This is a genomic window from Ktedonobacter sp. SOSP1-52, from assembly GCF_016587395.1.
The window spans coordinates 1,457,536-1,483,015 of the sequence record NZ_BNJH01000003.1 but is presented as its reverse complement, the minus strand read 5'-3'; the positions used below and the strand labels follow the sequence as shown (position 1 = coordinate 1,483,015).

The following is a 25,480-nucleotide window of genomic DNA, read 5'->3' as shown; positions in this document are numbered from 1 at the left end:
ATTGTACAAGAAACTATGCCTTCCTAGCGCATAAGATAAAGGCATACAAGAATCTTAAGCTCCGACTTGTACGAGACAAAGAGAAGGTGGTAAAGACATGCGCTATGTCGATGTGATTGACTCACACACTGCGGGTGAGCCAACACGCGTCGTGCTTGAGGGTGGGCCGGACCTGGGAACGGGGACGAGCCTCTCTGAGAGATTACGTATCTTTCGCGAGCAGTTTGACTGGTTCCGCAGCGCCGTTATCAATGAGCCACGCGGCTCAGATGTTTTGGTGGGAGCCCTCCTCTGTCAGCCAGTCGATCCGCGCTGTAGCGCTGGCGTCATTTATTTCAATAACGTTTCTTACCTGGGCATGTGCGGACATGGAACCATTGGCCTGGTCGCAACCCTGGCGCACCTGGGACGTATTCAGCCCGGGCGGCACTTGATCGAAACCCCGGTTGGAATCGTCACAACTGAGTTGCATGAGGATGGACGCGTTACCGTTCACAACGTGCCCAGCTATCGCTATGCCAGCCAGGTCACCATTGACGTAGCGGGCTATGGTCCTCTTAAGGGTGATATCGCCTGGGGTGGCAACTGGTTCTTCCTGGTAGAGGAGCATGGGCAAGAACTCAGTTTTGAGTGTGTTGAGCAACTCACCGCCTTCTGCTGGCGCATTCGCGAGGCTCTGGAAGGCGCAGGCATCACCGGAGCACAGGGCGCACTCATCGACCATATTGAACTCTTTGGTCCGGGTTCCCCCGGCACACAAAGCAAAAACTTCGTGCTCTGCCCGGGCAAAGCCTATGACCGCTCCCCCTGTGGGACCGGGACCAGCGCCAAAGTGGCTTGCCTGGCAGCCGATGGCAAACTGGCTCCAGGAGAGTCCTGGATACAGGAGAGCATTATCGGCAGCCGTTTTATAGCCAGCTACCAGGTAGAGAATGGGCGGATCTCTCCCCAGATTACCGGGGAAGCCTTCGTCACCCTGCAAGGGAGACTGGTCCTTGACGAGCACGATCCTTTCTGGAAGGGGATTCGCTATGGGCAAGACCTTTGACGTGCTCATCGTAGGCGCGGGAATCGTGGGTACGGCATGCGCCCTGGAGCTCGCTAAAGGGGGTTGCAGCGTAGGCATCCTCGAAGGCGATACGGTGGGTAGCGGCGCGACGGCGGCAGGCATGGGTCATATCGTTGTCATGGATGACAGTCCCGCCCAGCTTGCGCTCACGCGCCATTCGCAATTACTCTGGGACGAGCTGGTCCAGGAGGCGCCCGACCAGCACGAGTACACACGCTGTGGCACAATCTGGGTAGCCGCCAATGCCGAGGAGATGCAGGAGGTAGAGCACAAGCACAGCCTATATGCGACACATACGATTCCCAGCTCTGTCCTCGACGCGACACAGCTCTATGAGCTGGAGCCACGTCTACGCCGGGGTCTGGCGGGAGGGCTTCTGGTCCCCAGCGATAGCGTTGTCTATCCCCCGCGTAGCGCGAACTGGCTGCTCCAGCAAGCACAGAAACACGGCGCCAGGCTGCTCTATGGGCAGGTAACCCATGTCCTGAATGATGGCGTCCGTCTGGAGGATGGTCAGGTGATCAGTGGCTCAAAGGTCGTTCTAGCTAATGGCGTCCGAGCGGCCGCACTCGTACCAGGACTCCCCATCGAGCCGAAGAAAGGCCATCTCCTGATCACGGATCGCTATCCAGGTTTTCTACGCCACCAACTGGTAGAGCTAGGCTACGTCAAAAACGCCCATGCAGCCAGCGGCGATACTGTCTCTTTCAACGTCCAGCCACGCGCAACCGGGCAGATCCTCATCGGCTCCTCGCGCCAGCCAGGCGTCGCCTCCCGCGAGATAGAGCAGTCTATCTTGGCAAAGGTGCTCGCCGGAGCGCTTGAGTACCTGCCAGACTTAGGAAACTGCGCTTGCATTCGCGCCTGGACCGGGCTGCGTGCAGCCACACCCGATGGACTCCCTCTCATTGGCCCCTACCCAGAGCGCGAAAATATCTGGCTGGCGACCGGGCATGAGGGGCTGGGCATCACCACCTCTCTAAGCACGGCACACCTGCTCGCGTCTCAGATGCTTGGTCGACCCTCAGCCATTCCCTGGGGGCCTTATCTCCCAACCCGCAAGCTGGAGGAGGCGACACATGACTGATACACAACTCATGCATCATCACGTCCAGCTTACAATCAATGGACAGGCCATTCGCGTTCCCGTGGGTAGTACGGTGGCTGCGGCCATCGCCCGGCTCCCCGTGGAGGCCTATCGCCATTCGGTACAGGGAGAAGCTCGCGCTCCTCTTTGTGGCATGGGCATCTGCTACGAGTGCCGGGTCACAATCAACCAGCGAGAGCACACCCTGAGTTGCCAGACACTTTGCGAGGAAGGAATGGTGGTGACGACAACATGAAACACACCTCTTTTGATGTCCTGGTCATTGGCGCGGGTCCAGCAGGACTGGCCGCAGCCAGTAGCGCCTACCAAGGTGGGGCTAGCGTAGCCCTCGTGGACGATAATCCCGCACCCGGTGGGCAAATCTGGCGCGCAGACCATACAAAGCAGCCAGGGATCCAGGCTCACTCCTGGCTCTTAAAGAGCAAAAATGAGCGCATCACTCACTATATGCGCTCCCGTGTCATCGGGTCCTTTGAGCCTGGAAAACTGCTTGTAGAAACTCCCGATGGCTCGCTGGAGCTGTGCTATAAGAAGCTTATTCTGGCGACGGGGGCGCGCGAGCGCTTTCTCCCTTTCCCTGGCTGGACGCTGCCTGGTATCATGGGAGTGGGTGGTCTTCAGGCTCTGGTCAAGGGAGGTCTTCCAATCGCAGGAAAAAGAGTCGTCATCGCTGGTAGTGGGCCGCTCCTCCTGGCGGTGGCGGTCTACCTCAAGCACCAGGGTGCCCGGGTGTGCCTGATCGCAGAGCAGACCTCACGGAGCAACCTGGCGCGCTTCGCGCTCCACCTGCCACGCCACACCTCGTACCTCTGGCAAGCTGCTGGCTTCGCTCGCGAGCTGGCAGGAGTACCATTAAAAACTAGTTGTTGGGTTACGCGAGCCCTGGGCGACCAGCGACTTGAGGCGGTCATTCTCCAGTATGGGAAGCGAAGCCTGGCCCTGGATTGTGACTACCTGGCCTGTGGCTTTGGGCTCGCGCCCAACGTGGAGCTGGCAGCTGCGCTTAACTGTGAGCGTCAGGAAGGGTTAGTCCACGTCAATGAGTGGCAGGAAACGAACCAGCCTGGCATCTACTGCGCGGGCGAGGTTACTGGTATCGGTGGACTGGAGCTCTCTCTGCTTGAGGGGCAGATTGCGGGCCTGGCTGCGACTGAATGCTTCGAGGAAGCGCGCCAGCTCTTCACTCGACGCGTACGCGCACGCGCTTTCGCCACCCTGCAAACCAAATATTTCGCGCTCCGCCCGGAGCTGCGCACCCTGGCCGATGCCAGAACTATTGTCTGCCGCTGTGAAGACGTTACTTATGGCGAGCTTGAACAACATACAAGCTGGCGTGGTGCCAAGCTACAGACACGCTGTGGGATGGGTCCCTGCCAGGGGCGCGTCTGTGGCGCCGCGACTGATTTTCTCTTTGGCTGGACCCAGGATTCCATCCGTCCCCCTCTCGCTTCCACACGCATAGCAAGTCTCGCATCCATGCAAGACACACACTCAAAGGAGATTTCTCGATGAAAGTCAACTGGCAAGGCGTTATTCCGGCTATTACCACAAAATTCAATAGAGATGATACAATTGACTATACGTTCTTTGCCAACCATTGTCGTTGGCTGGTCGATGCGGGATGTATAGGGCTTGTACCACTCGGCTCACTTGGGGAAGGGGCAACTCTAAGCTTTGAAGAGAAGATTACCCTGCTCAAAACGGCCCTTGAGGCAATCGGAGACCGTGTCCCAGTTATTCCTGGTATCGCGTCGCTCTCTACCACAGAGGCGGTACGCCTGGCACAAGCCGCGGAACACATAGGTTGTAGTGGTCTCATGGTCCTCCCACCCTATGTCTACTCGACAGACTGGCGCGAGATGAAGGCACACGTCGACGCGGTTTTACGCGCGACCTCGCTGCCAGCTATGCTCTATAACAATCCACTGGCCTATAAGACCGACTTTCTGCCCGAACAGATTGCGGAACTGGCGCGTGAACATAGCAACCTGCAGGCTGTCAAAGAATCCAGCGCCGATGTGCGGCGCATCGCGGCCATTCGAGCCCTGATTGGCGAGCGTCTAGAGCTGCTTGTGGGCGTTGATGATTGCCTTGTCGAGGCAGTGCAAGCAGGCGCCGTGGGCTGGATCGCTGGCCTGGTCAATGCCTTCCCCCACGAATCGGTCGCGCTCCTCCAGCTTGCACAGCAGGCCCGCCTGGGACAGGGAGACCACGCGCAGCTCGAAGCGCTCTATAACTGGTTCCTGCCGCTGCTACGCCTGGACACGGTTCCCAAGTTTGTCCAGCTTATTAAACTGGCCCAGGAGATGGTCGGCATGGGCAGCGCCCAGGTGCGAGGACCACGCCTCGAACTGGAAGGAGAGGAGCTTGCCAGCGCCAGGCAGATCATCGAGGAGGCTCTGAAGCACAGGCCAGTCCTAAATTAAGCAATGCCAAAAAGCGAGTGAGCGATAGCGAGTGAGCGATGTAGAACTGGCTTCGCTCACTCGCATAGATTACGAGAAGCCACAAGGAGGCGAGACGATGAGTAGCACCCAACCAGTCTTTATCGCAGGACAATGGCGCGAGGCGCACAACCCGGTAGGACACTTTCAGGCAGTTGATCCAAGCACGGGGCAGGCCCTGGAAGGCAGCTACCCCATCTCTGGCAAAGAGGATGTCTATGAGACAATCATGGCCGCGCACCAGGCGGCAGAGGTGCTCTCATCGACATCGCCTGAGCAGATCGCAGCCTTTCTCGAACAGTTCGCGGAGTTGATTGAAGTCAACCGCGTGGCCCTGGTCGAGATCGCTCACCGCGAGACCGGTCTACCAAAAGAGCCACGCCTGAACTCAAACGAGCTGCCCCGCACCTCTAACCAGCTCCGCCTGGGGGCGCAGGCTGCTCACGAAGGGTCCTGGACCAATCCCGTCATCGATACCAAACGTAACATTCGTTCATACCATGCCCCTCTGGGAGCGCCAGTCGTCGTCTTTGGCCCCAATAATTTCCCCTTCGCCTTCAATGCCGTGGCCGGAGGCGACTTTACCGCTGCACTCGTGGCACGTAATCCCGTCATCGCCAAGGCCAATCCTGGCCATCCAGGAACGACACGTCTGCTAGCGGAGCTGACCTCGCAGGCACTACAAAGCGTTGGCCTGCCAGCAGGCACATTTCAATTGCTCTATCACTTCCCCAACGAGCTCGCATTGGAGCTTGTCTCCCATCCCCTGATTGGTGCCACGGGCTTCACGGGGTCACGCCCCGCGGGACTGGCTTTGAAAGCGGCTGCGGACCGAGCAGGCAAGCCCATTTATCTCGAACTCTCAAGCGTCAATCCAATCTTTATCCTTCCGGGAGCGCTTGAAGAGCGCCTGGAGGCTCTGGCAAACGAATTCGCCACCTCATGCCTGATGGGCACGGGCCAGTTCTGTACCAATCCCGGACTCGTGGTCCTCCCTGGTGGCCCCCAGAGCGAGACGTTTGTCCAGCGCGTGGCCGCACTCTTTCAGGAGAAAGCTCCAGGCGTCCTGCTCAACGAGCGCACCTCTAGTGGGCTACAGGAAAGTCTCAAGGCACTTACCGCGCATGGTGCCGAGTTACTCACAGGTGGAACGCCTGTAGAGGGGCAGGGCTTCCGCTTCAACAATACCCTGCTTCGCGTCTCCGGGGAACAGTTCCTGCGCGAGAGCGAGGCCTTGCAAACCGAAGTCTTTGGCCCCGCCAGCCTCTTTGTTGTCGTCGAGAATGAGCAGCAAATGGTGGAGATTGCGCGTCACCTGGAGGGCAACCTGACCGGCGCCATCTACAGTCACACCGGAAGCGTCGACGAGACCCTGTACCAGAGCCTGGAACCGGTCCTGCGTCAGCGCGTGGGGCGCCTGCTCAATGACAAAATGCCTACGGGCGTCGAGGTCAGCCCGGCTATGCAGCATGGCGGACCCTTCCCCTCCACGGGGCACGCGGGCTTTACCTCCGTCGGCATCCCAGCCTCTATCAGTCGCTTCACAGTCTTGCAAAGCTATGACAATGTCCGCCCCTCGCGCCTGCCACATGAACTTCAGGATGAGAATCCCACCCATGCCTGGCGCGTCATCGACGGCGCATGGACACGCGACGCAATAGCAGCGCCGCAGCACGCTTAGCATCGCGCCTGCTCATAAGCCAGAAAAAGGGGAAGGTGATGTGATATGCCCTGGCAGCCTGCGGCCGCCAGGGCATATCACATCACCTTCCCCTCATCCCTTACTCCTAATAGGCTTGACGATTACCTGGACAGAATGTATATTCTGTTTATCGAACGATAATTCTGTAAGGTGATAGCAACAGGGACGAGAAGGAGAGCACAGGAGAGCCTATGAGCAGGATCGACATCCGCTCCATCCGGCGCAGGCAAATCATTCAAGCCGCTGAAGAACTCGCAGCGCAGCGAGGATGGGCCGAGACAACTATCGCCGATATATGCAAAAAGGCTGATATATCGGTTGGCGGCCTGACACATCACTTCAAAGATAAAGACGAGATCTTATTTGCCGTTCTGGAAGATGTCATTCAGCGACTGCATGCGCGTTTTAAAGAAACACAGTCGGAAGAGGGAACACCGCGCTCTCTGAATCGTTTCTTTCAAGCTCTTTGCCAATCAGTTGATGCTGACCGCTCACTCTACCTGCTGTTACTCCATTTTGCCTCTTCTTCCATCCATCGACCCGACATCGGCGAGCGTCTACGAGATTTTTTTGCCTCTTTACGCCAGCGTGACAGAGATCGTTGCCAGGAAGAGGTGCAACTCCAAGGTTCCCAGGCAACGGCGGATCTGCTGCATTGCCTGGGCCTGGGCCTCATCTTTGGCTATGTCTTCCTTGAGGTGAAGACACCGCCAGAGCAGATGGAGGCAGAGGTTCGCAAAGTCCTGCAAACCTACGTTCCGGACCATCCTCACGCGCAGGAGCAGTCCTGAGATATCTGACAGAAGCTAGCGTTTCTACGCGTATACCAATCCAGAGCATGCTCTGAACAGGCCATTATGTGTAAACATCTTGCCGTTACCAGAGCCTGCGAACTTTTTTCATCTCTACAGCCATCACTGTTTCAATAATGTGCCTCGCGGCCATTATGAAAGGAGATCACGAGGTATGTCATACCTCTCGAGGCTCAGCCTCGCTAATAGAAGTGCGGTCGCATTACTGACCATCGCAATCCTCCTGGTGGGTGGTTATCTTATTCCATCCCTCAAGCAGGAACTCTTTCCTTCCATTACGTACCCAGCGCTCTCGGTTGTCGCGGTCTATCCAGGCGCATCGCCCTCCGTCGTCGAACGCGATGTCACCAATCCCCTGGAACAAAATATTCAGGGCATTAAAGGCGTACAAAAAGTCACGTCTTACTCCAATCAGGGAACAGCGGTCCTCGTCGTTTCCTTCGACTATGGAACCGACATTGATAGCGCGACCCAGACCGTCACACAGCGCATGAATAAAGCACAGACCAGCCTTCCGAGCAATGTGACGCCGCAGGTACAGAGCTTCAGCTTCACCGACCTCCCCATCATCCAACTCGCAGTGAGCGCGGATGAGGATCAGCAGGTGCTGGCTGACGCACTCAAGCATGATGTGGTGCCAGATTTGCAGCGCATCGATGGTGTTGGTACCGTCAATGTCACTGGCGTGCGCACACAGATCGTAACCATCACAGTTGATCTCCAGAAGTTGAAAGATCATGGTGTGAGCTTTAGCCAGTTACAGGGTGCCCTACAGGCCAATAACATCACCCTCCCCGCTGGCTCGACAACGAGTGATGGCAAGACTATTCCTATCACGACGGGGTTATATCTTTTGTGACTTCGGCGTACCCATTTAACTCCTTTACCCCATACTGGTCTAGTATTGCTATCTCCTCTTGTGAAAACTTCCATATTCTCTTGTCGATCACATCCCCTAATCGCGGTCTGTTGGCTACTCCCAAAGCAAAGGCCCTATTCTTGATAGCACCCCATATGCGAGTAGGAAGGCGCTTCGTAATGTCGTCAGGGGAGTAGACGGTATTGTATAGCTGTCTGATAAGATCGTCTTCTTCTGTGGTAAACTTGACAGCCCCTCTATTTTCCCTCTCCATTATGTACACCTCTTGCCCCCACACTTGCCAGTGGATAGAAAGCAAGTAAAACCGTGGCGACAGGGCCTCTAGGTAAATATCACAAGTGGCCTTTATGAATATCTTGTGCTCATCATCTTTGAGTGCGCCTAGTTGGGGGCCTAGCCTCTCCAATAAGGTGAAGTAGTCGTAGCGCCTGCCTTTCCCTTTACCATTCTTCCCTTTGCCATTCGTCTCTTCAGGCTCTTCTAGTAGCCGCTTCTTCTCAGCAGCCAACTCTGCATAGTCAGCGTCTAACGACTCGATCAAGTCAAGAGTCTTGACTCGTTTAATGCGCCCCTTAAGGTCTGTCATCTGAGCTTCGAGAGCTGCCAGGGTAACAGCACGTGCTGTAATTCTGTCCTTCCTTTTCTTTGCAAGTTCTTCTTCGTATTTCTTAAACTCCTGTAGCCTTCCATCTTGAGCCAACTTTTGCTTAAGTAGCTTCAACACTACCCCGTCAATCTCAGCACAGCGAATAGACATAAAGGCGCTCTTCTCTCCATATCCCTTGCTGTCTACAAGGTCGTAATGCTTTATTCCCTTGCGTACAGTACAATACACCTTCACTGCACTATCCCGGTGGTATATATGCCCCTCCAGTATGCCCCCTTTCGCCTCTATCTTGCCCTCCCGTTGCGCTTGCACACGTACACGCCCATGGTTAGGAGTACCGTCTAGATTAGTGGTTGAGAGTCGATTGAAGGCATACCAGAATACGTCCGGCTTCACTATAGCCGGGTGGTTGTCTTTTAACCAACGACCATTGACGCTATCGTACCACCAGCCTATGTACATGGGGTTGGTTAGAATGGAGATTAGACCGGTATAGGAGAGTCTAGCCCCCTCCGAAGTGAAGGTTGAAGAATAGAAGTCAGGTGTGCCTTCAGGAAGCGGGGTAAATACGTAACGATCTTTCACCAGCTCGTTGTATACGGTGCGTGGGCTTCCATTCTCGTAGTAGGCTTCAAATAGCTCTTTAATCTTGCTGGCATGAGGCTCTAGAGGCACAGGCTTGCGATAGTACTTGTTAGGCTTCCCTTCTTCGTCCAGTTTGCCCTCTCCCCTCACGAGGCCAAGAGGCAAGCTACCGAGGCCGCTATACTGTCCCATAGTGGTCATGTACTCCCTGGCACCTAGCATACGGCCTAATATCTTCGTAGTCAGTTCGTCAGCAGCCCACTCACACTTGTCACGAAACTGCTTTTTATCCCACTGGTTAGCAAAGTTGTAAATCTTGCCACTTTGAAACATCTTCGTCTGCACTTTGTATTTATGTGCGATCTGGATGTAGTTGTTATACTCAATAGCACTATCATCCCTGAACATACGGTCTTCAGCAAAGGCAAGCACCAGGGCGACACGCTGACCATTTACCCCGTTGGCTATCGCTTCGTAGAGAGCGGCTAACCCCTTACGCTTATCAGCCCCCCACGTCCCGCTAATAGACTTGATAGAGCCATCTTCCTGTAGGTTCTCATCAATAAATACTACTTGCTTATCAGGGGCAACACATAGCCCTCTAGCGTGCTCTAGCATGTGCTTTGTTTGTATCTCAGTAGAGACGTTACCGTAGTATTCCTCTTTGCTCTGTCTTGCATAGGTGATAATAACCCCTTGTTGAAGGGGGAAATTTAGATGCTCGTCTACATACGCATTAGGGTTAATCGCTGTTTTTTCCTTCTTCGCGTAGCTTCGTGGCATTGTTTATCTCCTCTAGTTCTTTGGCTTCGTCTTCAGCCTCTAATCTTAAACACACTTGGCATAGGATAAGCATTATCCTGTTTAGCTTTTCTTCCTGGCTCATATCTTCCTACCTCTTGCATCTATGTATTAATGCTCCTAATTACCTAGATACAAAGAAGAGGTAGGAATATTCCTAGTGGAAGGGCTATTCTAGCCTCTCCAGACAATTTCTAATCTTTGAGAGGCTAGAAGCTGGTTAGCCTATGGTTGCTGCTCTTCGTAGGGAACAGCAAACAAGCCGATTAAGAAGCCCACGTGATAGGCAAGTGTAGCGGGGTCGTCTTCGCAACTATCCCTTACCAGTCGCACAAAGTCTATATCGTTGGTTGGTTTATCAGCCTGGAATGCTGGACGCCTAGCACTCTCATAGCCAGCCCTCAAAGCGGGGTGCTCTAGATCAAAGGGGAGATGTAACACGATCATAGTCTACTTGCCCTCCTGTGGGGGTTGCTGGTTGTAACTACCGTCTTTATACCCGTAGAGGGTTATGCCGATACTAGAACCCTCTGTACCAACCGTGATATCTGGTATACCGTCGCTATTAGCGTCTCTGGCTTCAAACTGCACAACTGCGTTATCAGTAGCGCTCTGAAGCATAAAGACGCGAGACTTTTCGGGGTGTCCCTGTGGAATGTCGTACACAGTAACATAGCCCCTATACACCTCACCTACAAAGTGATGCTCCCCTAAATCGTAGTGGGATACGTGGCTATCTCCGTAGTGCCACTGCGTTTGTAAGCCATTCCATAGGGGAATTACAACCATGACCATTAGCCATATGAGAAGCAATGCGCCTGCCATACCAGCCCCTATGATGAGGAGAGCGTTACTTTGACGGGGGCGGGCCTCTGGCTCCTCTGGCTCTTCAGCCTCATAGATAGGCCGTGTCTTGACTGACTTATGCTTGCCCTTGATACCATGGCCCTTTACGCGGGGAACAAGTACGACCTCATCACCCTCATACCAGTTATGGCGAGAGAGGGAACGGACTTCTAGCTTGCCTTTGCCCTTGCTAGTCGTTGGCTCTTCTTGCCCCTGAAGATCTCTAACAGGTTTATACATGTGCTGTTATGCCTTTTCCTTGACGGTAGGGCACTCCCTATGCAAGAATAGGCGTAGAGAGGCCCAAAGAACTGCTACGAACGGTTTTAAAAGGTTTCTCGACAATGGCCCTCTTGTGTCTAGTACACACAAGGGGGCTTCTCTATGCCCTCCTCTCTGGCATACTAAGGCCCTCTGTTAAAGGCTCTCTTTCAACGTGCTACAATCGTAGCATCTATTACAATGATAGCCATTCAATGTACTGCCCGTCAAGAGGGGCAACATGTTAGAATGCGAACAACACGACATGCAAAGAGGGCTTATATGATTAAATTACGGGTTAAAGAAGAGGCTGAGAAGCAAGGCTTCAAGATGGCACAGCTTGCCAGAAAAGCAGATATCGACATAAGAACGCTACGACGTATTTATAAAGATCCTACGAAAGAGGTATCTACGCTTATTGTCGCTAAACTGGCACAGGCTCTTAGCGTTCCCTCTGCTGATCTCATAGAAGACGTGCCAGATATACCAGGGGCGTAGGTCTTTATACGCCTCTCATTGAATGCCCTACAATGCTATTCCTTGGCTCTACAACGCAAATCCGAGGGTTTAACGCTACCATGACTATGGAAGATACCAGCCAGCTATAGCAAGCCCCTTCTTGCCCACTGTAGCGCGTTTATTTGAGAGGGGGCCGTAAATAGCGTATATTTGCATCTCTGTATGGTAGAATAGGGTGTACAACACGATAAATAAAAGCCTCCGGTGAGGGGCGTTGTCTCTAACTCCTTGGTTGTTGCTATGGCCCCTGGTTGCTCTCCTTTCTTCCAGGGGCCTCTCTTTGCCTTCTTTCAGCCTTACATGTAGCAAGGATATTGCTATTTGTCCCTGAGACGCAAATCTAGGCCCCTATAGTAGCGCGTGTAATAGTCGGCATTACTGCCATATATAAAAACGTCTATTTAGGCTCTCAGAGCGATTAAATGGCATGTGTGCGTGATGAGATGCTACGTAATGAGGCATAAATATATCCTCTGGCATATCACCAGGGGAAAGGCAGAGGAGGGGGCAAGGGCTAGGCTATGACAGCTTTACGCCCTGGTTGGCTATGCTAGTCGCCTCTGCATAGCGTAGGGGCATGTGTGGGCTTTTCCATCCCCCCGCTACCTGTAGGCTTTTCACGTCTGTACCGTTCCTCATTGCGACAGTAGCCCAATAATGCCTACAATCATGGGGACTTAGCGCCTCTAGCCCTATGGCCTTCCCTAGCTCTCCCACACGTTTATTAATAGCTCTGGTCGTGATAGCCTTCCCTTTGTAGCCACCAAAGAGATAAGGCCCTTGTACATCAGGCAGATAGGCCATAAGCGCCTTTAGCGTGTCAGGTGTGAGGTTGTGCGTCTGTATCATATCTACCTTCTCACGATAGAAGGTAATAGTACCTGCCTGTAGGTCTATATTCTCGACTAATAAGGCTGTTAGCTCTCCACAGCGTAGCCCATGGTCTAAGAAGAGGCACATCATAGCACGATCACGACGGCCTTGTTTATCGTCAGGCTGGCTCTTTAGCATACCGGCATGTGCGACACTGACAGAGGTAGCGCTCTCTTTTTTCTCTCCCACTCTGGTTACCTCACGCTTTTTGTCGAGATGCACGCCCTCTTTATGAGAGAAGCCCTTTACCAGCCTGATAGAAGCATAGGCTGTATGCTCTATTACTCCTGCCTTATGGGCTAGACCACAATAGGTTTTAACCGTCGCTAGTCTTACATTAATGCTACCGATAGAATAACCTTGCTGTTCCTGCCAATGCACAAACGCCTCTACCAGCCCATACGTAATTCCACTCCATAACCCCCACTCACCAGTAACCAGGAAGGCGCTTATAGGCTGTTCATACTGCGCTATCTCTAGGAATTGAAAGAACAGCTTTAAGTCTGCCTTCTGTCGTCTCAAAGTGTTCTCTGCTTTGGTAGCGCTGTAGTTGGTATGTGCTGTCTTACCCGCTATCAGGTTGGCTAGCTCCCCTATGCTTTGGGGGGCATTAACCTCTACGATCTCTGCATTGTTCAGTGTGGCTGGTAGCATCTCCATTAGGTATCCTTCCCTCTCTGTCTTACGTTCTCGAGTACCGATTCCTTTTAATAATCAGAACTTCATAGAAGAGATTATAGCACAGTCATAATACCAAAACAAGAGCTTTTATCCTCTTTGTTTCTTAACCTCCATAAGATGCATACAGATATCATTGCATTCTGCGATTTATTTATCTAAAATAAGTGAATAAGTAGAAATTATTAATCAGAGGGGCGTTACAAAGCTTTGTAAGGCCTTCATCCTCCAAGGGGGTTATCATGGAAGATAATACTTTGTTCTATGGAGATAACCTTGATATATTGCGTCAATATATAAAAGATGATTCAGTTGATTTGATTTACTTAGATCCTCCATTCAACTCCAGCCGAAATTATAATGTTCTTTTCAAAGACGAGAGTGGTCAAGATAGTGAATCTCAAATCACGGCCTTTGAAGATACATGGCACTGGAACCATATAGCATCACAGACCTATGATAATCTAGTGACTGAGGCCGCTCCACATGTAAGCTCAATGATAGAGGCACTACACAACTCCATAGGTACTAACCAGATGATGGCCTATCTTGTGATGATGACAGCAAGACTTGTAGAATTGCATCGTGCCCTTAAGCCAACAGGAAGTTTATATCTTCATTGTGACCCAACTGCAAGCCATTATTTGAGGATGATACTTGACACCATTTTTGGTACACAGAATTTTCGTAATTTTATTGTTTGGAAGAGGGCAGACGCCCACAATGATGTAAAGAAGCAGTTTGGAGCACTTAGCGACCATATTATTTTTTATGCAAAAAGTAAGGAAGCAATATTCAATAAACAGCATATTGGCTTCCAGGAAAAAACCCTTCACGATTGGTATCAGTATCTTGAATTTCCTGACGGTTCAATTCGCCGTATGACCAAAGAAGAACGTGAAACCCAAGAAATCCCTAAAGAAGCACGCCGCTTTAATACAGGTGATTTGCGTAGTCCCAACCCTCGCCCCAATTTGATGTATGACTATAAGGGCTATAAACCTCATCGAAACGGGTGGGCCGTATCATACGAGAAGATGTGTGAATTAGACGAGAAGGGTCTACTTATATTTCCTTCAAGCATTGAAGGGCGTATTATGCGGAAAAGATATCTTGATGAACAACCTGGAGCAGTATTAGGGGATGTTTGGACAGATATATCACAAATACGAGGGACTGATGCGGAACTACTAGGTTATCCAACGCAAAAGCCTATCTCATTGTTGGAGCGCATCATATCAGCTAGTAGTAACCCAGGTGATATAGTGCTTGACCCCTTTTGCGGTTGTGGCACTGCTATTGCTGCCGCGCAGAAACTAGATCGCAAATGGATAGGTATAGATATTACGCATCTGAGTATAGCATTGCAAAAGTACCGATTAGAGGCAATGTACCCAGGAATTAAATTTAAGGTTGTAGGAGAGCCAACCGATATTGGTGCAGCCAAACAACTGGCAAAAGATGATAGATACCAGTTCCAATGGTGGGCTTTATCACTCATACGTGCTAGACCCTTGGGAGGGCAAGAAGGAAGTAAGGTAGGCAAAAAAGGAAGTGATAAAGGGATTGATGGAGTCATTGCCTTTGTAGATGATAGCAGCAACAAAGCAAAGCGGGTATTAGTACAAGTTAAATCGGGTCATGTAAAATCAGGGGATATTCGTGACCTCGTTGGTACTATAACCAGGGAAAAAGCAGTAATTGGAGTATTCTTAACGCTTGAAGCTCCCACCCGTGACATGCTTACAGAAGCCTTAAGCGCTGGTTATTATTATTCCCCAGGGTGGGGGGAAAAGTACCCACGACTCCAAATCCTCTCAATCAGCGAACTATTGCAAGGGGCTAAAGTCAAGATGCCGCCTCAATTCGGGACATTCAAGCAAGCTCAAAAAGTACAACAAGCTAGTGCAGAACAGCAACTTTTAGATTTGGGCTAAAATAGCTTGTTTTTCTGACCAAAGAAGAAAACAAAATAAAGCCCCTAGAAAATAAAAATCTAGGGGCTCTCTATATAAAAACGCTCTCCCTCTCCTCACCCCACACAGCCACGTAGCCACCCATAGGAGAGGCAAGAGCGTATCTTCTGCTATTTACACAGCCTCTCTCTCTCTAATTTCACGTAAGTATTTCTTAGCAGTGTTCAGGGATACACCCGTTTCTGCCTGAATAAGTGAGGCTGTCGGCTTGGCCCCTTTAGCTAGAAGGCTGCTATAGGCGTCGTATACCTTGATAGCCTCTGTGGTCATTGGGCTACGTCGTGTCTTGGCCTCTTGGTCTACACTGCTTAGCCCTTGGCCTTCTGCATTTGGCCCCTGGTCGTCTGTAGCTTGGCCCCTTGGCCCCTGGTCATTTAGCCCTTGCTCCTTTGGGCTTAGCCCTTGCGCCTCCGAGCTTGTACCCTGGTCTTTGCTTGGCCCTAACAGGGTTACCTCTTCAGCCCCTTCCAACTCCACAGGGCCAACCTCCTGTACACTGGCTTGGCCCTTCGCGTGCACCAGACCAGGGCCCACGCTTTGAGCTGTTAACTTGGTCTTTTTGACCCCCCACAGCCTTACTAATCGCGTTCTCTACAGCTATGGATATAGCGACTAAGACCACCAGAGCGCCCCTTACATGGGTCAAAGTTGCTAGGTCTAACCCTAGCCTCTGTATCGACTCTATGGGGGTTATCTTCAGTACATCAGCCATAGACTGAACGTCATTTACCAGCCATGCCACAACCGAAAGAAGTAGGCATATGGGCAAGTAGGCCAAGGCAGTGCCCCACGATTTATTGTACAGGGCTAAAGCTAATCTCTTGTGTTTGACGAAGAATGACCCGTCTATAGCTACTGCCTGAGTGGAGGCCCAAAGATAAGTCATGAGGCTATTACTCATCAGCGTACCCTGTGTGAAGAGGTCTACTGTACCCAGACAAAATCCCACAATAAGAAACAGGTAGGATAACTCTACTAAACGCTCTTCGAGCCACTGTATACCTTTGGAGAGATAGGATTGAGTAACGACCATGTTTTCTTGCTCCCTCTGTCTACAGGGGCGTATAATAAACGTTGCCCTGTAGTCTAATCGTTCAGGGTAGGGCCTAGGGGTGTTACAGCACCTTCTAGGCCGTTTACACATCACATCGATGCGCGTCTATAAAACCTTGCTAGCTGGCATTTTGTACGAAGTTGGGAAAAATCAAAACGCCTTCCTTTGGCCTTAGAAGCCAATTTACCCATTTTTAACGGGGATCATACGGGGGTTGTTACCTTCTACCTTCCTGCGCTACCTTCTACTCTACTACTAGTTTGGTATAGATACCATATTCCCTAGCTTTCTTCTGCACTGCATTCTGTAAGCTGGTAACAACACGCTTCTCCCTACTTGGCGCTACTGAGAAGCTAAAGCCATCCCACTGGTAATACATAATGCGGAAGTCTTGGCTGTCAGACGCTACCTTAAAGCATTCTGCGACAATGGCTAGCTCGTAGGTCTGGAGTACATGGGAGTGAAACGAGGGCATAGCTTGCCCATAGTAGGGCATCCAACCATACGCGCCATACATCCCACCTTCCTTCAGAATACGCGCCTCTGTTCGCTCTCTAGCCTGGAGAAGATCAGTCATGATAGCGCTATCGGAAAAGCGCATATCTTTTTGCCGCTTTATGTACACCTTCCCTAGCTCAGTGCCAACCTTCCTATTTACGTCACCTGTCTTCATACCATAACCTACGCTATAGTAGCCTTGTTTAACAATTGGCTTCGCTCTCGCCTTATGCTCTGGTACGATGCCCATTTGATTCATCAATTCGTCCCATAAGCTAACGTCATCCTGTAATATCTGCGACGTTAGGTTAGCGCCCCATAATGTAGCCATGATACCGGCTTGCGCTGATTGTAAATCGCCTTCGAATAGACCAGGCCATAGGGTGCGCCTCAATTCTTTAGGCATGAGAATAAGCCCACTCTGGCTGTAGATGCGTGCGTTATTCTCAACAGGATAGTAGTACGGTTTGGGGTTATCCCGTGTCGCCTGTAACTGGAGTAGTAAGTGCCTTCTTTGCTTTGGCATGCCTGCTGTCCTGGCAAGTGCTCTCGCCTCTTCGTAGTTTTCCTCTACAGGTCGTTTAAACGTCGAGAAGGGGTGCCTATGTAGGTAGCCAGCTATAAGCCTTTGGTCGGAGTAAAAAAACGCCTGCTGTTTAGCCTCCTGATGTACTTGCTTATCAAGGGCTAGCTGATTCTTCTCGTTAGCTACCACACCAGAATAAAAGTACTTCTTCTTCTCTGGCTTCTCTTCTAGAACAGCGTCAATAAGCTCTGTCATGCCTGTATCGAGAATAGCGCGACACTTCTTGTCCTTCTTGGAGTAGCCCGAATATTCAAGCGACGGTGCTATATCGCGCTTATAGTCGTCTAGATGGCGGGTCGTGTTAGCGTGCTTGTAAGGCACTCCCATGTGCTGAGCTATCATTGTAGAAGGATACAGAACATAGCCTGTATCTTCGTCTCTAAAGTGAGGCCCTAGCAAGAAGTACCCCGTAGTACGCTTGTAGCCTTCATTTGTTTTTAAGAGAGGGTGCATATCAATCAGGTCACTGTAGAGCGATACAGCAATAGACCTATCGCCAGCCAGTTTACTTTGCACCACAAGTGCATGTATAATGTTGTCGTTCAATGTAATAACCTCCACTCCACTAGCCCACACCTACGCCAATAGGGGGGCTATTTTTCTATCCACACCACAACCTAGGCTCTTTGTGCAATGATCTCCAATACGTCACTGCCCTTCACAATGTAGGCTCTACCAGCCCTCATAGCTGGTATAGAGCCAGCCCCCACATGCCGGTGTATCGTCTGACGTGTCGTACCCATAAACGTCGCTACCTGCATAAGAGAGTAGTAACGCTCCCTATCGATGGCCTTGGCTGTGATCGTCTTCTCTTCTGTCGTTGCCATAAGTTCCCCCGTTTTTTAACAATGTTACAACAATGTATTACCATTGTAACATAGTAGTACCTACTTCTGTCCACCTTTCACGTGATGGCGTTAAAAAACGACTTCCAACGGCTTATAAGCCAATCCGTACACATACACGCCCTACTCTCGAAAACATACCCTACCAATACATATCGTAGTATAATAGCGCTATAGGTTATGAAGAGACAAAGGGAGGAATGTAACAGTGACCAGGAAAAAGGAAGCTGTAGAGCACTACTGGACGTATAGCGAGGGGCTAGTATATTCACGTGGCAACATGTGCTCTAGCACTATCGCAAAGGCGACAGAACAGTATCACGACTAGAAAAATAAAGAGTGTACTCTATTTAGAGAAAGTTTCTCATCATTCGTTTCTGGTTTGCACAGAAGCTTTCTAGCTAACCTTTTCTGATATTAATAAGTGTTTGCATCTGGAGGTTATAAATGAGCAATCCAGAAAATATTTCTAAGAACAGAGGGAGCACATTTATATTTTTGGGTAGTATTTTTACTATTGCAAGTATAGTCGCTTTTATCTATGGCTTGTTTTGGCTTAATCTGGTATATATTCCAGCACATCGTGGCCCCTCACAAGATTTACCAGCAATATTAGTACTTAGTAACCCAATTTGCATTGAACTACTTGGCTTTGTATTAGGGATTATGCTTGTTATTATCGGATTTTCCAAAAGGCGTGCTACGAGCCATAAGAAAATTTCCACTAATTAATCCTGCCCTTGCATTAAGACGCCAGACCTACGCAGGCCCTAAAGACTCTGCATGGTCTAGTGCCGACAAAGCCTATGCTCTGCTCTTCGAATCAGGGCAAGGTACACAGCACTACGTATACATCAACAGCCTAGAGAGCTATATCAGTTTCATGCGCAACTATGCCAACTTAACGCAGGTCTTTGATAGCATCGTTAAGCCGATTATAGATAAATGGGAGAGGGAGAAGGAACGACGTAGCGCAACTGTAGGCGGGGGTTATGGTATGGGGCCTTCTGATATGTATTAGACCAGGGTTATAAACAGACACCAGGAAGCCAGCAATAAAGGCCCATAAAACCCCCTAATAATACTATGTATCACCACGATAGGAGGGGATAAGGGGCCTATAAAGTAGGCAAAAAGAGAGGACGTACACACTCTTGCATACGCCCTGGTCGTGCTCTACGTCGCCTTTGGCTTACTACACAGCTATGCGCTCTAGGAGCGTGATAAGGCGCTCTAGCTTCTCTCCAGTGACTTCACTGTAAATTAACTCCAGTGACCGCGGGCAACACCCTTAATTCGCTGGACGACCTGAAAAACCTGGTCGTTGGCAGCCAGTCGGCCTCTACAGGTTCCAGCTTCCCCGGCACAGTTACTATTCCAGGTACGAGCACGGGCGGGGGCTTTACCATCCCTGGTGCGAACACGACACAGACTTTCGCGCCCGCTAAACCAGTCAAGCTACAAGATGTCGCGACGGTGAAAGAGGATCTCTCGCCTTCGACCTCGCTCACACGCACCAATGGGCAACCCAGCCTGGGCATCTCGCTGGTCAAAACCACGAGCGGCAATACAGTCTCGATTTCACAGGCCGTCAATCAGGACATCACCGCTCTCCAGAATAAACTGGGGCATGGCGCGAAGGTCTCGGTCATCTCTGACCAGGCTCCCACTATCACCCAGTCGGTGAACGACCTGACGCGCGAGGGCCTGATCGGCGCCTTCTTCGCCATCGTAGTGATCCTGCTCTTCCTCTTCTCATTGCGCTCGACGCTGGTGACCGCGGTCTCCATTCCGCTCTCCATCGTTATTGCTTTGATAGGTCTTTCTATTGGCCAATATACTCTCAATATCCTGACACTCGGTGGTCTAACCATCGCCGTAGGACGCGTGGTGGACGACTCGATCGTCGTTCTGGAGAACATTTATCGTCACCTGCAAGAGGGTGAGGAGAAGAAAAGCGCCGTGCTCAACGGCGTACGAGAAGTCGCAGGCGCGGTAACAGCCTCGACCCTGACGACTGTGGCGGTCTTCCTCCCCATCGCCTTTACGAGCGGCCTGGTTGGTGAGTTCTTCCGCTCCTTCTCGGTGGCAGTGACCATCGCCCTGCTGGCCTCGCTCTTAGTGGCGCTAACCGTTATTCCTGTTCTAGCCTACTGGTTCCTCAAGGCACCTAAAGCTGAGACACTCGCCAAAAAGCACAAAGTCAAAAAGCATTCTGACTCCTGGCTTGAACGCGCCTATGTGGCAATTATACGCTGGGTCACGGGTGCCTGGTGGCAGCGCACCGTCCTGGTCGTTGCCGCTATCGCGCTACTGGTCGTCTCATTTGTCTTTGCGGGCGGACTGAAAACGAACCTCTTTGGTTCATCCAATCAGGGAGCCTATAGCGTTAGCCTGACGCTCCCACCTGCGACGAGCCTGGATAAGAGTGATGAAATCGCCAAGCAGATCGAGCAATCCATCTCCGATCTCTCCGACATCAAAACCTACCAGATAACCGTTGGTTCCGCGGGTAGCTTCTCATCACTCTCTGGTGGTAGTGGCTCTAACGCCATTAGCTTCACCATCGTAACCAAAGATGGTATTGATCAGACCACCTTTGAGAAAAATCTCCGCGACCGCCTGGAGACGGATAAAAGCCTGGGTACGCTGACAGTTTCAGCGGGCAACTCGGGTCCAACGAATTCCAGCATCGCCATCAATATTCAGGCCAACGATGATCAGACGCTCAATGATGCTACCAAGCAGGTCCAAGACAGCATCTCAAACATCTCGGGCCTGGCTGATATCACCAGCAGTCTGACCTCGGCCTCTCCGCAATACAATATTGTGGTTGATTCGACCAAGGCTGGCAAAATCGGCATGACCCCCATCCAGGTCGCGCAGAACATCCGCCTGGTCTACTCTGGCTCGACGGTGACGCATATCACTGTGAATGGCAGCCAGCAGGATGTCGATCTCTTCGTGGGCAATCCCGCCTCGAATATCGACGCGATCAAAACGCTGAGCATCCCCACGACCACTGGCAGCGTCAAGATCGGGGATATCGCGACGGTGACCCAGGTCAATGGGCCAACGCAGATCACGCATATCGATGGCAATCGTACAGCCACAGTCAATGCGACTGTGACTGATAGCAATGTCGGCGCAGTCAGTGCCAACGTGCAGCAGGCCCTGGACAAGCTGAGCGTGCCTTCCGGCGCCAAGGTCTCCCTGGGTGGCATTACTTCCGATCAAGCCGATACCTTCCGTCAGCTGGGGCTCGCAGTACTCATCGCGATCATGCTAGTCTACGTCATCATGGTTGTGACCTTCCGTAGCCTCTTGCAGCCTGTTATCCTGCTGATCTCGATTCCCTTTGCCGCAACGGGCTCACTCATTCTTCTGCTGGCAACTGACACCCCTCTGGGCGCCGCAGCGCTCATCGGCTTCCTGATGCTGGTCGGTATCGTGGTCACTAACGCCATCGTCTTGCTTGACCTGGTACGCCAGTATCGCGAGCAGGGGATGACGGCCCGCGAAGCGATTGTTGAGGGTGGACGCCATCGTCTGCGCCCCATCCTGATGACGGCTATCGCGACCATCCTGGCTCTGATGCCAATGGTGCTGGGTATCGGTGGTGCAGGCTCGGGTGGCTTCATCTCTCGCCCGCTGGCCATTGTGGTCATCGGTGGTCTGACGACCTCAACCATCCTGACCCTGATCGTGGTTCCGACGCTCTATGTCATCGCGGAGAGTGCGCGTGGTCGCTCCGGCTCCCCCACGCCTCCCCCAGCCCCAGTCATCGACGAAACACCTACTTCACCTGAGGTAGCAGCCGTTCACTAAATGAAACACAAAAGGGCCCTCGAAGCAGGTCTGCTTCGAGGGCCCTTTTTTAAATACCTGACAATATCTGACTAGGTCCTATCGCGACTGTGTACATAGTCGCCTGTCTGGGAGACGATCTGCGCGCCCACCCGTGCCCCCAGGCGCAAGGCATCAGCAAGCGCATAACCACGTAGCCAACCCGAGAGGAAACCCGCATTAAAGCCATCGCCCGCGCCTACCGGGTCAATAACCTCTGCCACTGGTGTCGCGGGAACCATGACACATGTCTCCCCTGCCCTGGCGCAGGCCCCTTTTTCGGCTTGCTTCAATACGACTACCTGGGCGCGAAAACCTGGCATAGGGGCAAGCACCTCTTCCTCATTATGCGTTCCCAGGATGGCATGCGCGTCTTCGTGGCCCAGTAGCAGGATATCAGCCTGGGCCATGAGCGGAAGAAGAGCCACGCGTGCAGCCTCCACGCTCCATAGAGGTGCGCGATAATTTGGATCAAAGGAGACCAGCGCACCCGCCTCATGTGCCAGTTCTATGGCGTGTGCCACGCTGGCTGCGCACGTCTCGCTCAACGCGGGAGTGATACCTGTCATATGCACGATACGTGCGCCCGCGAACATCTCCGGCTTCAGGTGCTCGGGGCTGAGCCTGCTGGCGGCGGAGGCACGTCGATAATACTGCACACGCCTTGCCCCATCTGGTAGCCACTCGCGGAAGAAGACGCCTGTCTGGGCGTCCGAATCAGTCAAGAGATATGTGGTATCCACACCCTCTTGCGCCAGCGCGGTTCGAATACGCTGTCCAAGCGAATCATTGCCCACCTGGCTCACAAAACGCACATGATGTCCCAACTGGCTCAAGCCAATGGCCGTATTCGATTCAGCCCCCGCGATATCAAGCGTTAACGTGGAGACGCGATCCATTGGGACTGGTTCGGTGGGATAGAGCACGGCCATGCACTCGCCAAGCGTTACCACATCATACATGAGACGCTCCCTTTACCATCACAACAGTGCCCCATCTTAGCGCACCGACTCGACGGCGGCACGTGCCTGGGCCGTGATATAGTTCCAGTCGCCGACCGCAACCGCCTTCGCCGAAACGAGATTGCCGCCCATGGCGACGGCGACAGCGCCCGCATCCAGGTAGGCGCGCGCGTTCTCCGGTCTAACCCCACCAGTTGGAACGACACGCAACTGCGGCAGAGGCGCCAGGATATCCTTAATATATTGTGGTCCACCTACGCGTGCGGGGAAAATTTTGATGAGATCAGCTCCCGCGCGATACGCGTTTAGAGCCTCGGTTGGAGTCAATGCTCCACACAAAATAGGAACTCCAGCCGCTTTACAAGCGACAATGACATCAGGCACAACGACAGGTGTAATCACAAATTGCGCCCCTGCGGCAATCGCCTCTTCAGCCGCACGAGCCTCCAGTACCGAGCCAACACCGATACGCACCTGCTCGCCCAGGGTCGAGCGCACCTCGGTAATGGCCTGGTTGGCACCCGTACCGGTCAGCGTGAATTCAATCTCGGTGACGCCACCCGCCAGGAGCGCGCGAGCGATATCTAAGGCATTTTCATAGTGATCCAGGCGCACAATGGCGACCAGGCGACTCCGTAAGATATGTTCAAGAACAGTTGACATACTTCCCCCCTCACAATATCGATGATACATTTAATATATCGAATGGCCATGCTAGCAGCGTATCATATTTCCTGCCACCCTGCCTACTACGCACTCACAGGCAACGTGAACCAGAAGGTCGAACCCTCACCTGGACGGCTTTGCACGCCTGTTGTTCCTCCCAGGCGCTCCATGATAGAGCGACAGATATACAAACCCAGTCCCAGGCCAATACCGGAACCGCTACGCACATGAATACCCGGCACCCGGTAGAAGCGGTCCCAGAGACATTCCTGCTGCTCCGGCTGGAGGCCCGGCCCCTGATCACTTACAAAGACACGCACATCTGTCCCTTCCAACGTGACCTCAACCGCGACGGGGTATTCCGCATCGGAATATTTAAGCGCATTGGTGAGATAATTCGTCACCACCTGTCCAACGCGGTCAGGATCGGCCATGATCGAGATATCCTGAGTTGAGGGCATCTTCAATGTCAGCACACGTTGGGGGTGTTGCTCACGTTGTACATCGACACACTCCTGAACAATACGTGTGATGTCGCAGTGCCTGGAATGCAGTTCCAGGCGATCAGAACGCATACGGGACGCGTCCAATAAATCTCCTACCAGGCGATTTTGCAGGTCCACCTGTTGCTCCGCCCGCATGAGATTCTTACTTAACACGCCCAACACCTCATTTTTTTGCAGAGAGACGCCCGGCAGCGGTTGCGTTGTGAATGTGCGCTTCAATTTGCGCTGCGCGATTTGCAGACTGGTCTTGGTAGCAGTTAAAGGCGTACGCAATTCATGGGCCACCACCCCGATAAAGCTATCGAGTTGGGAGAGTAGCTGTTCAATCTTCTGCCGCGCTTCTACCTGTTCAGTTATATCCACGCCAAAGATGATAATGCCATCCAGCGCGCCTTGCAGGCTAAACATCGGCTGATAGTAGATATTAAAGTACTGCTTCACACGCCTGCCATCACAACGTAGATCAACAAAGAAAGGGCGCTCCTGAAGGGATAATTCATTCCCAGTCTTCTGAACCCAATCGAGAGCCGGGATAACCTGGTGAATATCATCATGCGTAATGACCTCACCTACCGATCTCCCAAGAATCGTGGAGGCGCACATGCCAAAGCAACGAGAGGCATGGGAATTGATCAACTCAAAACGATATTCAGGCACGCTCACAACCGCAATAGGAGTCGGCGCATGCATGAGGATATGGTAGAGAAAGCCCCTGGTAGATTCAGCGGAAACTTGCGCTCTTGTAGACTGCCGACGGGCATGCTGAGTCTGGCTGGTAAGTAGGCTCAAGCTGATGCCAATAATTGTAAACATAATCGCGCTATAGACATACTCATCATGATCAAAGGTCAGTGGCATCAGCGAGGGAACGACTAAGATTGTCAATGCGAGCGTCCCCACCAGGGTAGCAAGCAAACCGGCGAGCGTTCCCCAACCCAATGAGATGAGAACAACGGCCAGGATAATGGGAGCGCTCGCAAAGCGAAACGAAGGCAAAAAACATGTAATCAGGTACACACACCCAACCATCAAGATAGGGAGCAGCACCGCCAGAAGATACCCAACAAAAGGAGATTGTAAGGAGGGAGGAAGCCATTCGGGTGAGAATGAAGAAGACTGGAGAAAATTTTTGAGGCGCACAGTCCAGGGCACACGCACTTTGAAAGCGGGCGAGGCGGAGCATACCAACAATTTATCAGTTTCAGGTGGTATCTCTTGACGAAAATCTGGCATTCTCTCCTGCTTAATCTGGGTAGACATGGGTGGTTCACTCCCTGGAATAATAAGCTAACACTGAAGCATATATGCGCACTCTCAGCAAAAAGATCAGGCATATAAGCAAAGGGCTTTTATGCA

At 52.0% G+C, this 25,480-nt stretch carries 22 protein-coding genes; 12 read left to right on the top strand and 10 right to left on the bottom strand.

All coding sequences use genetic code 11. The features are described from left to right. Positions 1-97: 97 nt before the first annotated feature. The 8 genes from JMJ16_RS31735 (at position 98) to JMJ16_RS31700 (ending at position 7,994) form a co-directional block, all read left to right on the top strand. The gene (locus tag JMJ16_RS31735) at positions 98-1,048 is read left to right on the top strand and encodes a proline racemase family protein (RefSeq protein WP_201388100.1); all 951 of its coding nucleotides are present in this window, start codon (positions 98-100) and stop codon (positions 1,046-1,048) included. After that, positions 1,032-2,156: an FAD-binding oxidoreductase gene (locus JMJ16_RS31730; RefSeq protein WP_201388098.1), complete on the top strand. Its 1,125-nt coding sequence runs from the start codon at positions 1,032-1,034 to the stop codon at positions 2,154-2,156. Before JMJ16_RS31735 ends, JMJ16_RS31730 begins: the two co-directional genes overlap by 17 nt. Next, positions 2,149-2,412: a (2Fe-2S)-binding protein gene (locus tag JMJ16_RS31725; protein ID WP_201378605.1), complete on the top strand. Its 264-nt coding sequence runs from the start codon at positions 2,149-2,151 to the stop codon at positions 2,410-2,412. The genes JMJ16_RS31730 and JMJ16_RS31725 overlap by 8 nt, the downstream gene beginning before the upstream one ends. Beyond that, the gene (locus JMJ16_RS31720) at positions 2,409-3,689 is read left to right on the top strand and encodes an NAD(P)/FAD-dependent oxidoreductase (RefSeq protein ID WP_201388096.1); all 1,281 of its coding nucleotides are present in this window, start codon (positions 2,409-2,411) and stop codon (positions 3,687-3,689) included. Before JMJ16_RS31725 ends, JMJ16_RS31720 begins: the two co-directional genes overlap by 4 nt. Further along, positions 3,686-4,603 carry a dihydrodipicolinate synthase family protein gene (locus JMJ16_RS31715; RefSeq protein WP_201388094.1) on the top strand — a complete coding sequence of 306 codons (918 nt, stop codon included), beginning with the start codon at positions 3,686-3,688 and terminating at the stop codon, positions 4,601-4,603. The genes JMJ16_RS31720 and JMJ16_RS31715 overlap by 4 nt, the downstream gene beginning before the upstream one ends. A gap of 97 nt (positions 4,604-4,700) precedes the next feature. Continuing rightward, positions 4,701-6,302 carry an aldehyde dehydrogenase (NADP(+)) gene (locus tag JMJ16_RS31710; RefSeq protein WP_201388093.1) on the top strand — a complete coding sequence of 534 codons (1,602 nt, stop codon included), beginning with the start codon at positions 4,701-4,703 and terminating at the stop codon, positions 6,300-6,302. Positions 6,303-6,514: 212 nt separating this feature from the next. Then, positions 6,515-7,114, top strand: coding sequence for a TetR/AcrR family transcriptional regulator (locus tag JMJ16_RS31705; protein WP_201388092.1), 600 nt, complete (start codon positions 6,515-6,517; stop codon positions 7,112-7,114). Positions 7,115-7,289: 175 nt separating this feature from the next. Further along, positions 7,290-7,994 carry an efflux RND transporter permease subunit gene (locus tag JMJ16_RS31700; RefSeq protein ID WP_236601758.1) on the top strand — a complete coding sequence of 235 codons (705 nt, stop codon included), beginning with the start codon at positions 7,290-7,292 and terminating at the stop codon, positions 7,992-7,994. Here the strand turns inward: JMJ16_RS31700 and JMJ16_RS31695 are convergent. The 3 genes from JMJ16_RS31695 to JMJ16_RS31685 all read right to left on the bottom strand — a co-directional run bounded on the left by JMJ16_RS31695 (position 7,969) and on the right by JMJ16_RS31685 (position 11,094). Further along, the gene (locus JMJ16_RS31695; protein WP_201388091.1) at positions 7,969-9,990 is read right to left on the bottom strand and encodes a recombinase family protein; all 2,022 of its coding nucleotides are present in this window, start codon (positions 9,988-9,990) and stop codon (positions 7,969-7,971) included. The two genes, JMJ16_RS31700 and JMJ16_RS31695, sit on opposite strands and share 26 nt — an antisense overlap. 243 nt (positions 9,991-10,233) lie before the next feature. Beyond that, a complete protein-coding gene (locus JMJ16_RS31690; RefSeq protein ID WP_201388090.1) occupies positions 10,234-10,455 on the bottom strand; it encodes a hypothetical protein in 222 nt (73 codons plus the stop codon). Between the two features lie 3 nt (positions 10,456-10,458). Then, positions 10,459-11,094, bottom strand: coding sequence for a hypothetical protein (locus JMJ16_RS31685; RefSeq protein ID WP_201388089.1), 636 nt, complete (start codon positions 11,092-11,094; stop codon positions 10,459-10,461). Between the two features lie 303 nt (positions 11,095-11,397). On the opposite strand from JMJ16_RS31685, the gene JMJ16_RS31680 reads away from it, so the two are divergent. Next, complete coding sequence (locus tag JMJ16_RS31680) at positions 11,398-11,613, top strand: helix-turn-helix transcriptional regulator (RefSeq protein ID WP_201388088.1); 216 nt, start codon at positions 11,398-11,400, stop codon at positions 11,611-11,613. A 540-nt stretch (positions 11,614-12,153) separates the two neighbouring features. Here the strand turns inward: JMJ16_RS31680 and JMJ16_RS31675 are convergent. Beyond that, positions 12,154-13,167, bottom strand: coding sequence for a tyrosine-type recombinase/integrase (locus tag JMJ16_RS31675; protein WP_201388087.1), 1,014 nt, complete (start codon positions 13,165-13,167; stop codon positions 12,154-12,156). A 260-nt stretch (positions 13,168-13,427) separates the two neighbouring features. Here JMJ16_RS31675 and JMJ16_RS31670 point away from each other — a divergent pair, with 260 nt between their 5' ends. Then, the gene (locus tag JMJ16_RS31670; protein WP_201388086.1) at positions 13,428-15,122 is read left to right on the top strand and encodes a DNA methyltransferase; all 1,695 of its coding nucleotides are present in this window, start codon (positions 13,428-13,430) and stop codon (positions 15,120-15,122) included. A 496-nt stretch (positions 15,123-15,618) separates the two neighbouring features. On the opposite strand, the gene JMJ16_RS31665 is transcribed toward JMJ16_RS31670, so the two are convergent. The 3 genes from JMJ16_RS31665 to JMJ16_RS31655 form a co-directional block, all read right to left on the bottom strand. Beyond that, positions 15,619-16,194, bottom strand: coding sequence for a hypothetical protein (locus JMJ16_RS31665; RefSeq protein WP_201388085.1), 576 nt, complete (start codon positions 16,192-16,194; stop codon positions 15,619-15,621). A 265-nt stretch (positions 16,195-16,459) separates the two neighbouring features. After that, positions 16,460-17,845 (bottom strand): hypothetical protein, encoded by a 1,386-nt coding sequence (locus tag JMJ16_RS31660; RefSeq protein ID WP_201388084.1) that lies wholly within the window; start codon positions 17,843-17,845, stop codon positions 16,460-16,462. 71 nt (positions 17,846-17,916) lie between these two features. Next, positions 17,917-18,126 (bottom strand): helix-turn-helix domain-containing protein, encoded by a 210-nt coding sequence (locus JMJ16_RS31655; RefSeq protein WP_201388083.1) that lies wholly within the window; start codon positions 18,124-18,126, stop codon positions 17,917-17,919. Positions 18,127-18,591: 465 nt separating this feature from the next. Between JMJ16_RS31655 and JMJ16_RS31650 the strand changes: the two genes are divergently transcribed. Both JMJ16_RS31650 and JMJ16_RS31645 read left to right on the top strand, forming a co-directional pair. Then, a complete protein-coding gene (locus JMJ16_RS31650; RefSeq protein ID WP_201388082.1) occupies positions 18,592-18,876 on the top strand; it encodes a hypothetical protein in 285 nt (94 codons plus the stop codon). A 540-nt stretch (positions 18,877-19,416) separates the two neighbouring features. Then, positions 19,417-21,972: an efflux RND transporter permease subunit gene (locus JMJ16_RS31645; protein ID WP_236601757.1), complete on the top strand. Its 2,556-nt coding sequence runs from the start codon at positions 19,417-19,419 to the stop codon at positions 21,970-21,972. Positions 21,973-22,043: 71 nt separating this feature from the next. Here the strand turns inward: JMJ16_RS31645 and JMJ16_RS31640 are convergent, their stop codons facing one another. The 3 genes from JMJ16_RS31640 to JMJ16_RS31630 form a co-directional block, all read right to left on the bottom strand. Next, positions 22,044-22,952 carry a sugar kinase gene (locus JMJ16_RS31640; RefSeq protein ID WP_201388081.1) on the bottom strand — a complete coding sequence of 303 codons (909 nt, stop codon included), beginning with the start codon at positions 22,950-22,952 and terminating at the stop codon, positions 22,044-22,046. A gap of 36 nt (positions 22,953-22,988) precedes the next feature. Further along, complete coding sequence (locus JMJ16_RS31635; protein WP_201388080.1) at positions 22,989-23,615, bottom strand: bifunctional 4-hydroxy-2-oxoglutarate aldolase/2-dehydro-3-deoxy-phosphogluconate aldolase; 627 nt, start codon at positions 23,613-23,615, stop codon at positions 22,989-22,991. An 86-nt stretch (positions 23,616-23,701) separates the two neighbouring features. Then, complete coding sequence (locus JMJ16_RS31630) at positions 23,702-25,384, bottom strand: ATP-binding protein (protein ID WP_201388079.1); 1,683 nt, start codon at positions 25,382-25,384, stop codon at positions 23,702-23,704. Positions 25,385-25,480 lie beyond the last annotated feature (96 nt).

Bases quoted from the DNA above. Each gene is read 5' to 3' on its own strand.
- JMJ16_RS31700 (WP_236601758.1), top strand. From the start codon at position 7,290: ATGTCATACCTCTCGAGGCTCAGCCTCGCTAATAGAAGTGCGGTCGCA.
- JMJ16_RS31690 (WP_201388090.1), bottom strand. From the start codon at position 10,455: ATGATCGTGTTACATCTCCCCTTTGATCTAGAGCACCCCGCTTTGAGG.
- JMJ16_RS31675 (WP_201388087.1), bottom strand. From the start codon at position 13,167: ATGGAGATGCTACCAGCCACACTGAACAATGCAGAGATCGTAGAGGTT.
- JMJ16_RS31695 (WP_201388091.1), bottom strand. From the start codon at position 9,990: ATGCCACGAAGCTACGCGAAGAAGGAAAAAACAGCGATTAACCCTAAT.
- JMJ16_RS31630 (WP_201388079.1), bottom strand. From the start codon at position 25,384: ATGTCTACCCAGATTAAGCAGGAGAGAATGCCAGATTTTCGTCAAGAG.
- JMJ16_RS31710 (WP_201388093.1), top strand. From the start codon at position 4,701: ATGAGTAGCACCCAACCAGTCTTTATCGCAGGACAATGGCGCGAGGCG.
- JMJ16_RS31715 (WP_201388094.1), top strand. From the start codon at position 3,686: ATGAAAGTCAACTGGCAAGGCGTTATTCCGGCTATTACCACAAAATTC.
- JMJ16_RS31725 (WP_201378605.1), top strand. From the start codon at position 2,149: ATGACTGATACACAACTCATGCATCATCACGTCCAGCTTACAATCAAT.
- JMJ16_RS31655 (WP_201388083.1), bottom strand. From the start codon at position 18,126: ATGGCAACGACAGAAGAGAAGACGATCACAGCCAAGGCCATCGATAGG.
- JMJ16_RS31735 (WP_201388100.1), top strand. From the start codon at position 98: ATGCGCTATGTCGATGTGATTGACTCACACACTGCGGGTGAGCCAACA.
- JMJ16_RS31665 (WP_201388085.1), bottom strand. From the start codon at position 16,194: ATGGTCGTTACTCAATCCTATCTCTCCAAAGGTATACAGTGGCTCGAA.
- JMJ16_RS31720 (WP_201388096.1), top strand. From the start codon at position 2,409: ATGAAACACACCTCTTTTGATGTCCTGGTCATTGGCGCGGGTCCAGCA.
- JMJ16_RS31685 (WP_201388089.1), bottom strand. From the start codon at position 11,094: ATGTATAAACCTGTTAGAGATCTTCAGGGGCAAGAAGAGCCAACGACT.
- JMJ16_RS31640 (WP_201388081.1), bottom strand. From the start codon at position 22,952: ATGTATGATGTGGTAACGCTTGGCGAGTGCATGGCCGTGCTCTATCCC.
- JMJ16_RS31680 (WP_201388088.1), top strand. From the start codon at position 11,398: ATGATTAAATTACGGGTTAAAGAAGAGGCTGAGAAGCAAGGCTTCAAG.
- JMJ16_RS31705 (WP_201388092.1), top strand. From the start codon at position 6,515: ATGAGCAGGATCGACATCCGCTCCATCCGGCGCAGGCAAATCATTCAA.
- JMJ16_RS31650 (WP_201388082.1), top strand. From the start codon at position 18,592: ATGAGCAATCCAGAAAATATTTCTAAGAACAGAGGGAGCACATTTATA.
- JMJ16_RS31730 (WP_201388098.1), top strand. From the start codon at position 1,032: ATGGGCAAGACCTTTGACGTGCTCATCGTAGGCGCGGGAATCGTGGGT.
- JMJ16_RS31635 (WP_201388080.1), bottom strand. From the start codon at position 23,615: ATGTCAACTGTTCTTGAACATATCTTACGGAGTCGCCTGGTCGCCATT.
- JMJ16_RS31670 (WP_201388086.1), top strand. From the start codon at position 13,428: ATGGAAGATAATACTTTGTTCTATGGAGATAACCTTGATATATTGCGT.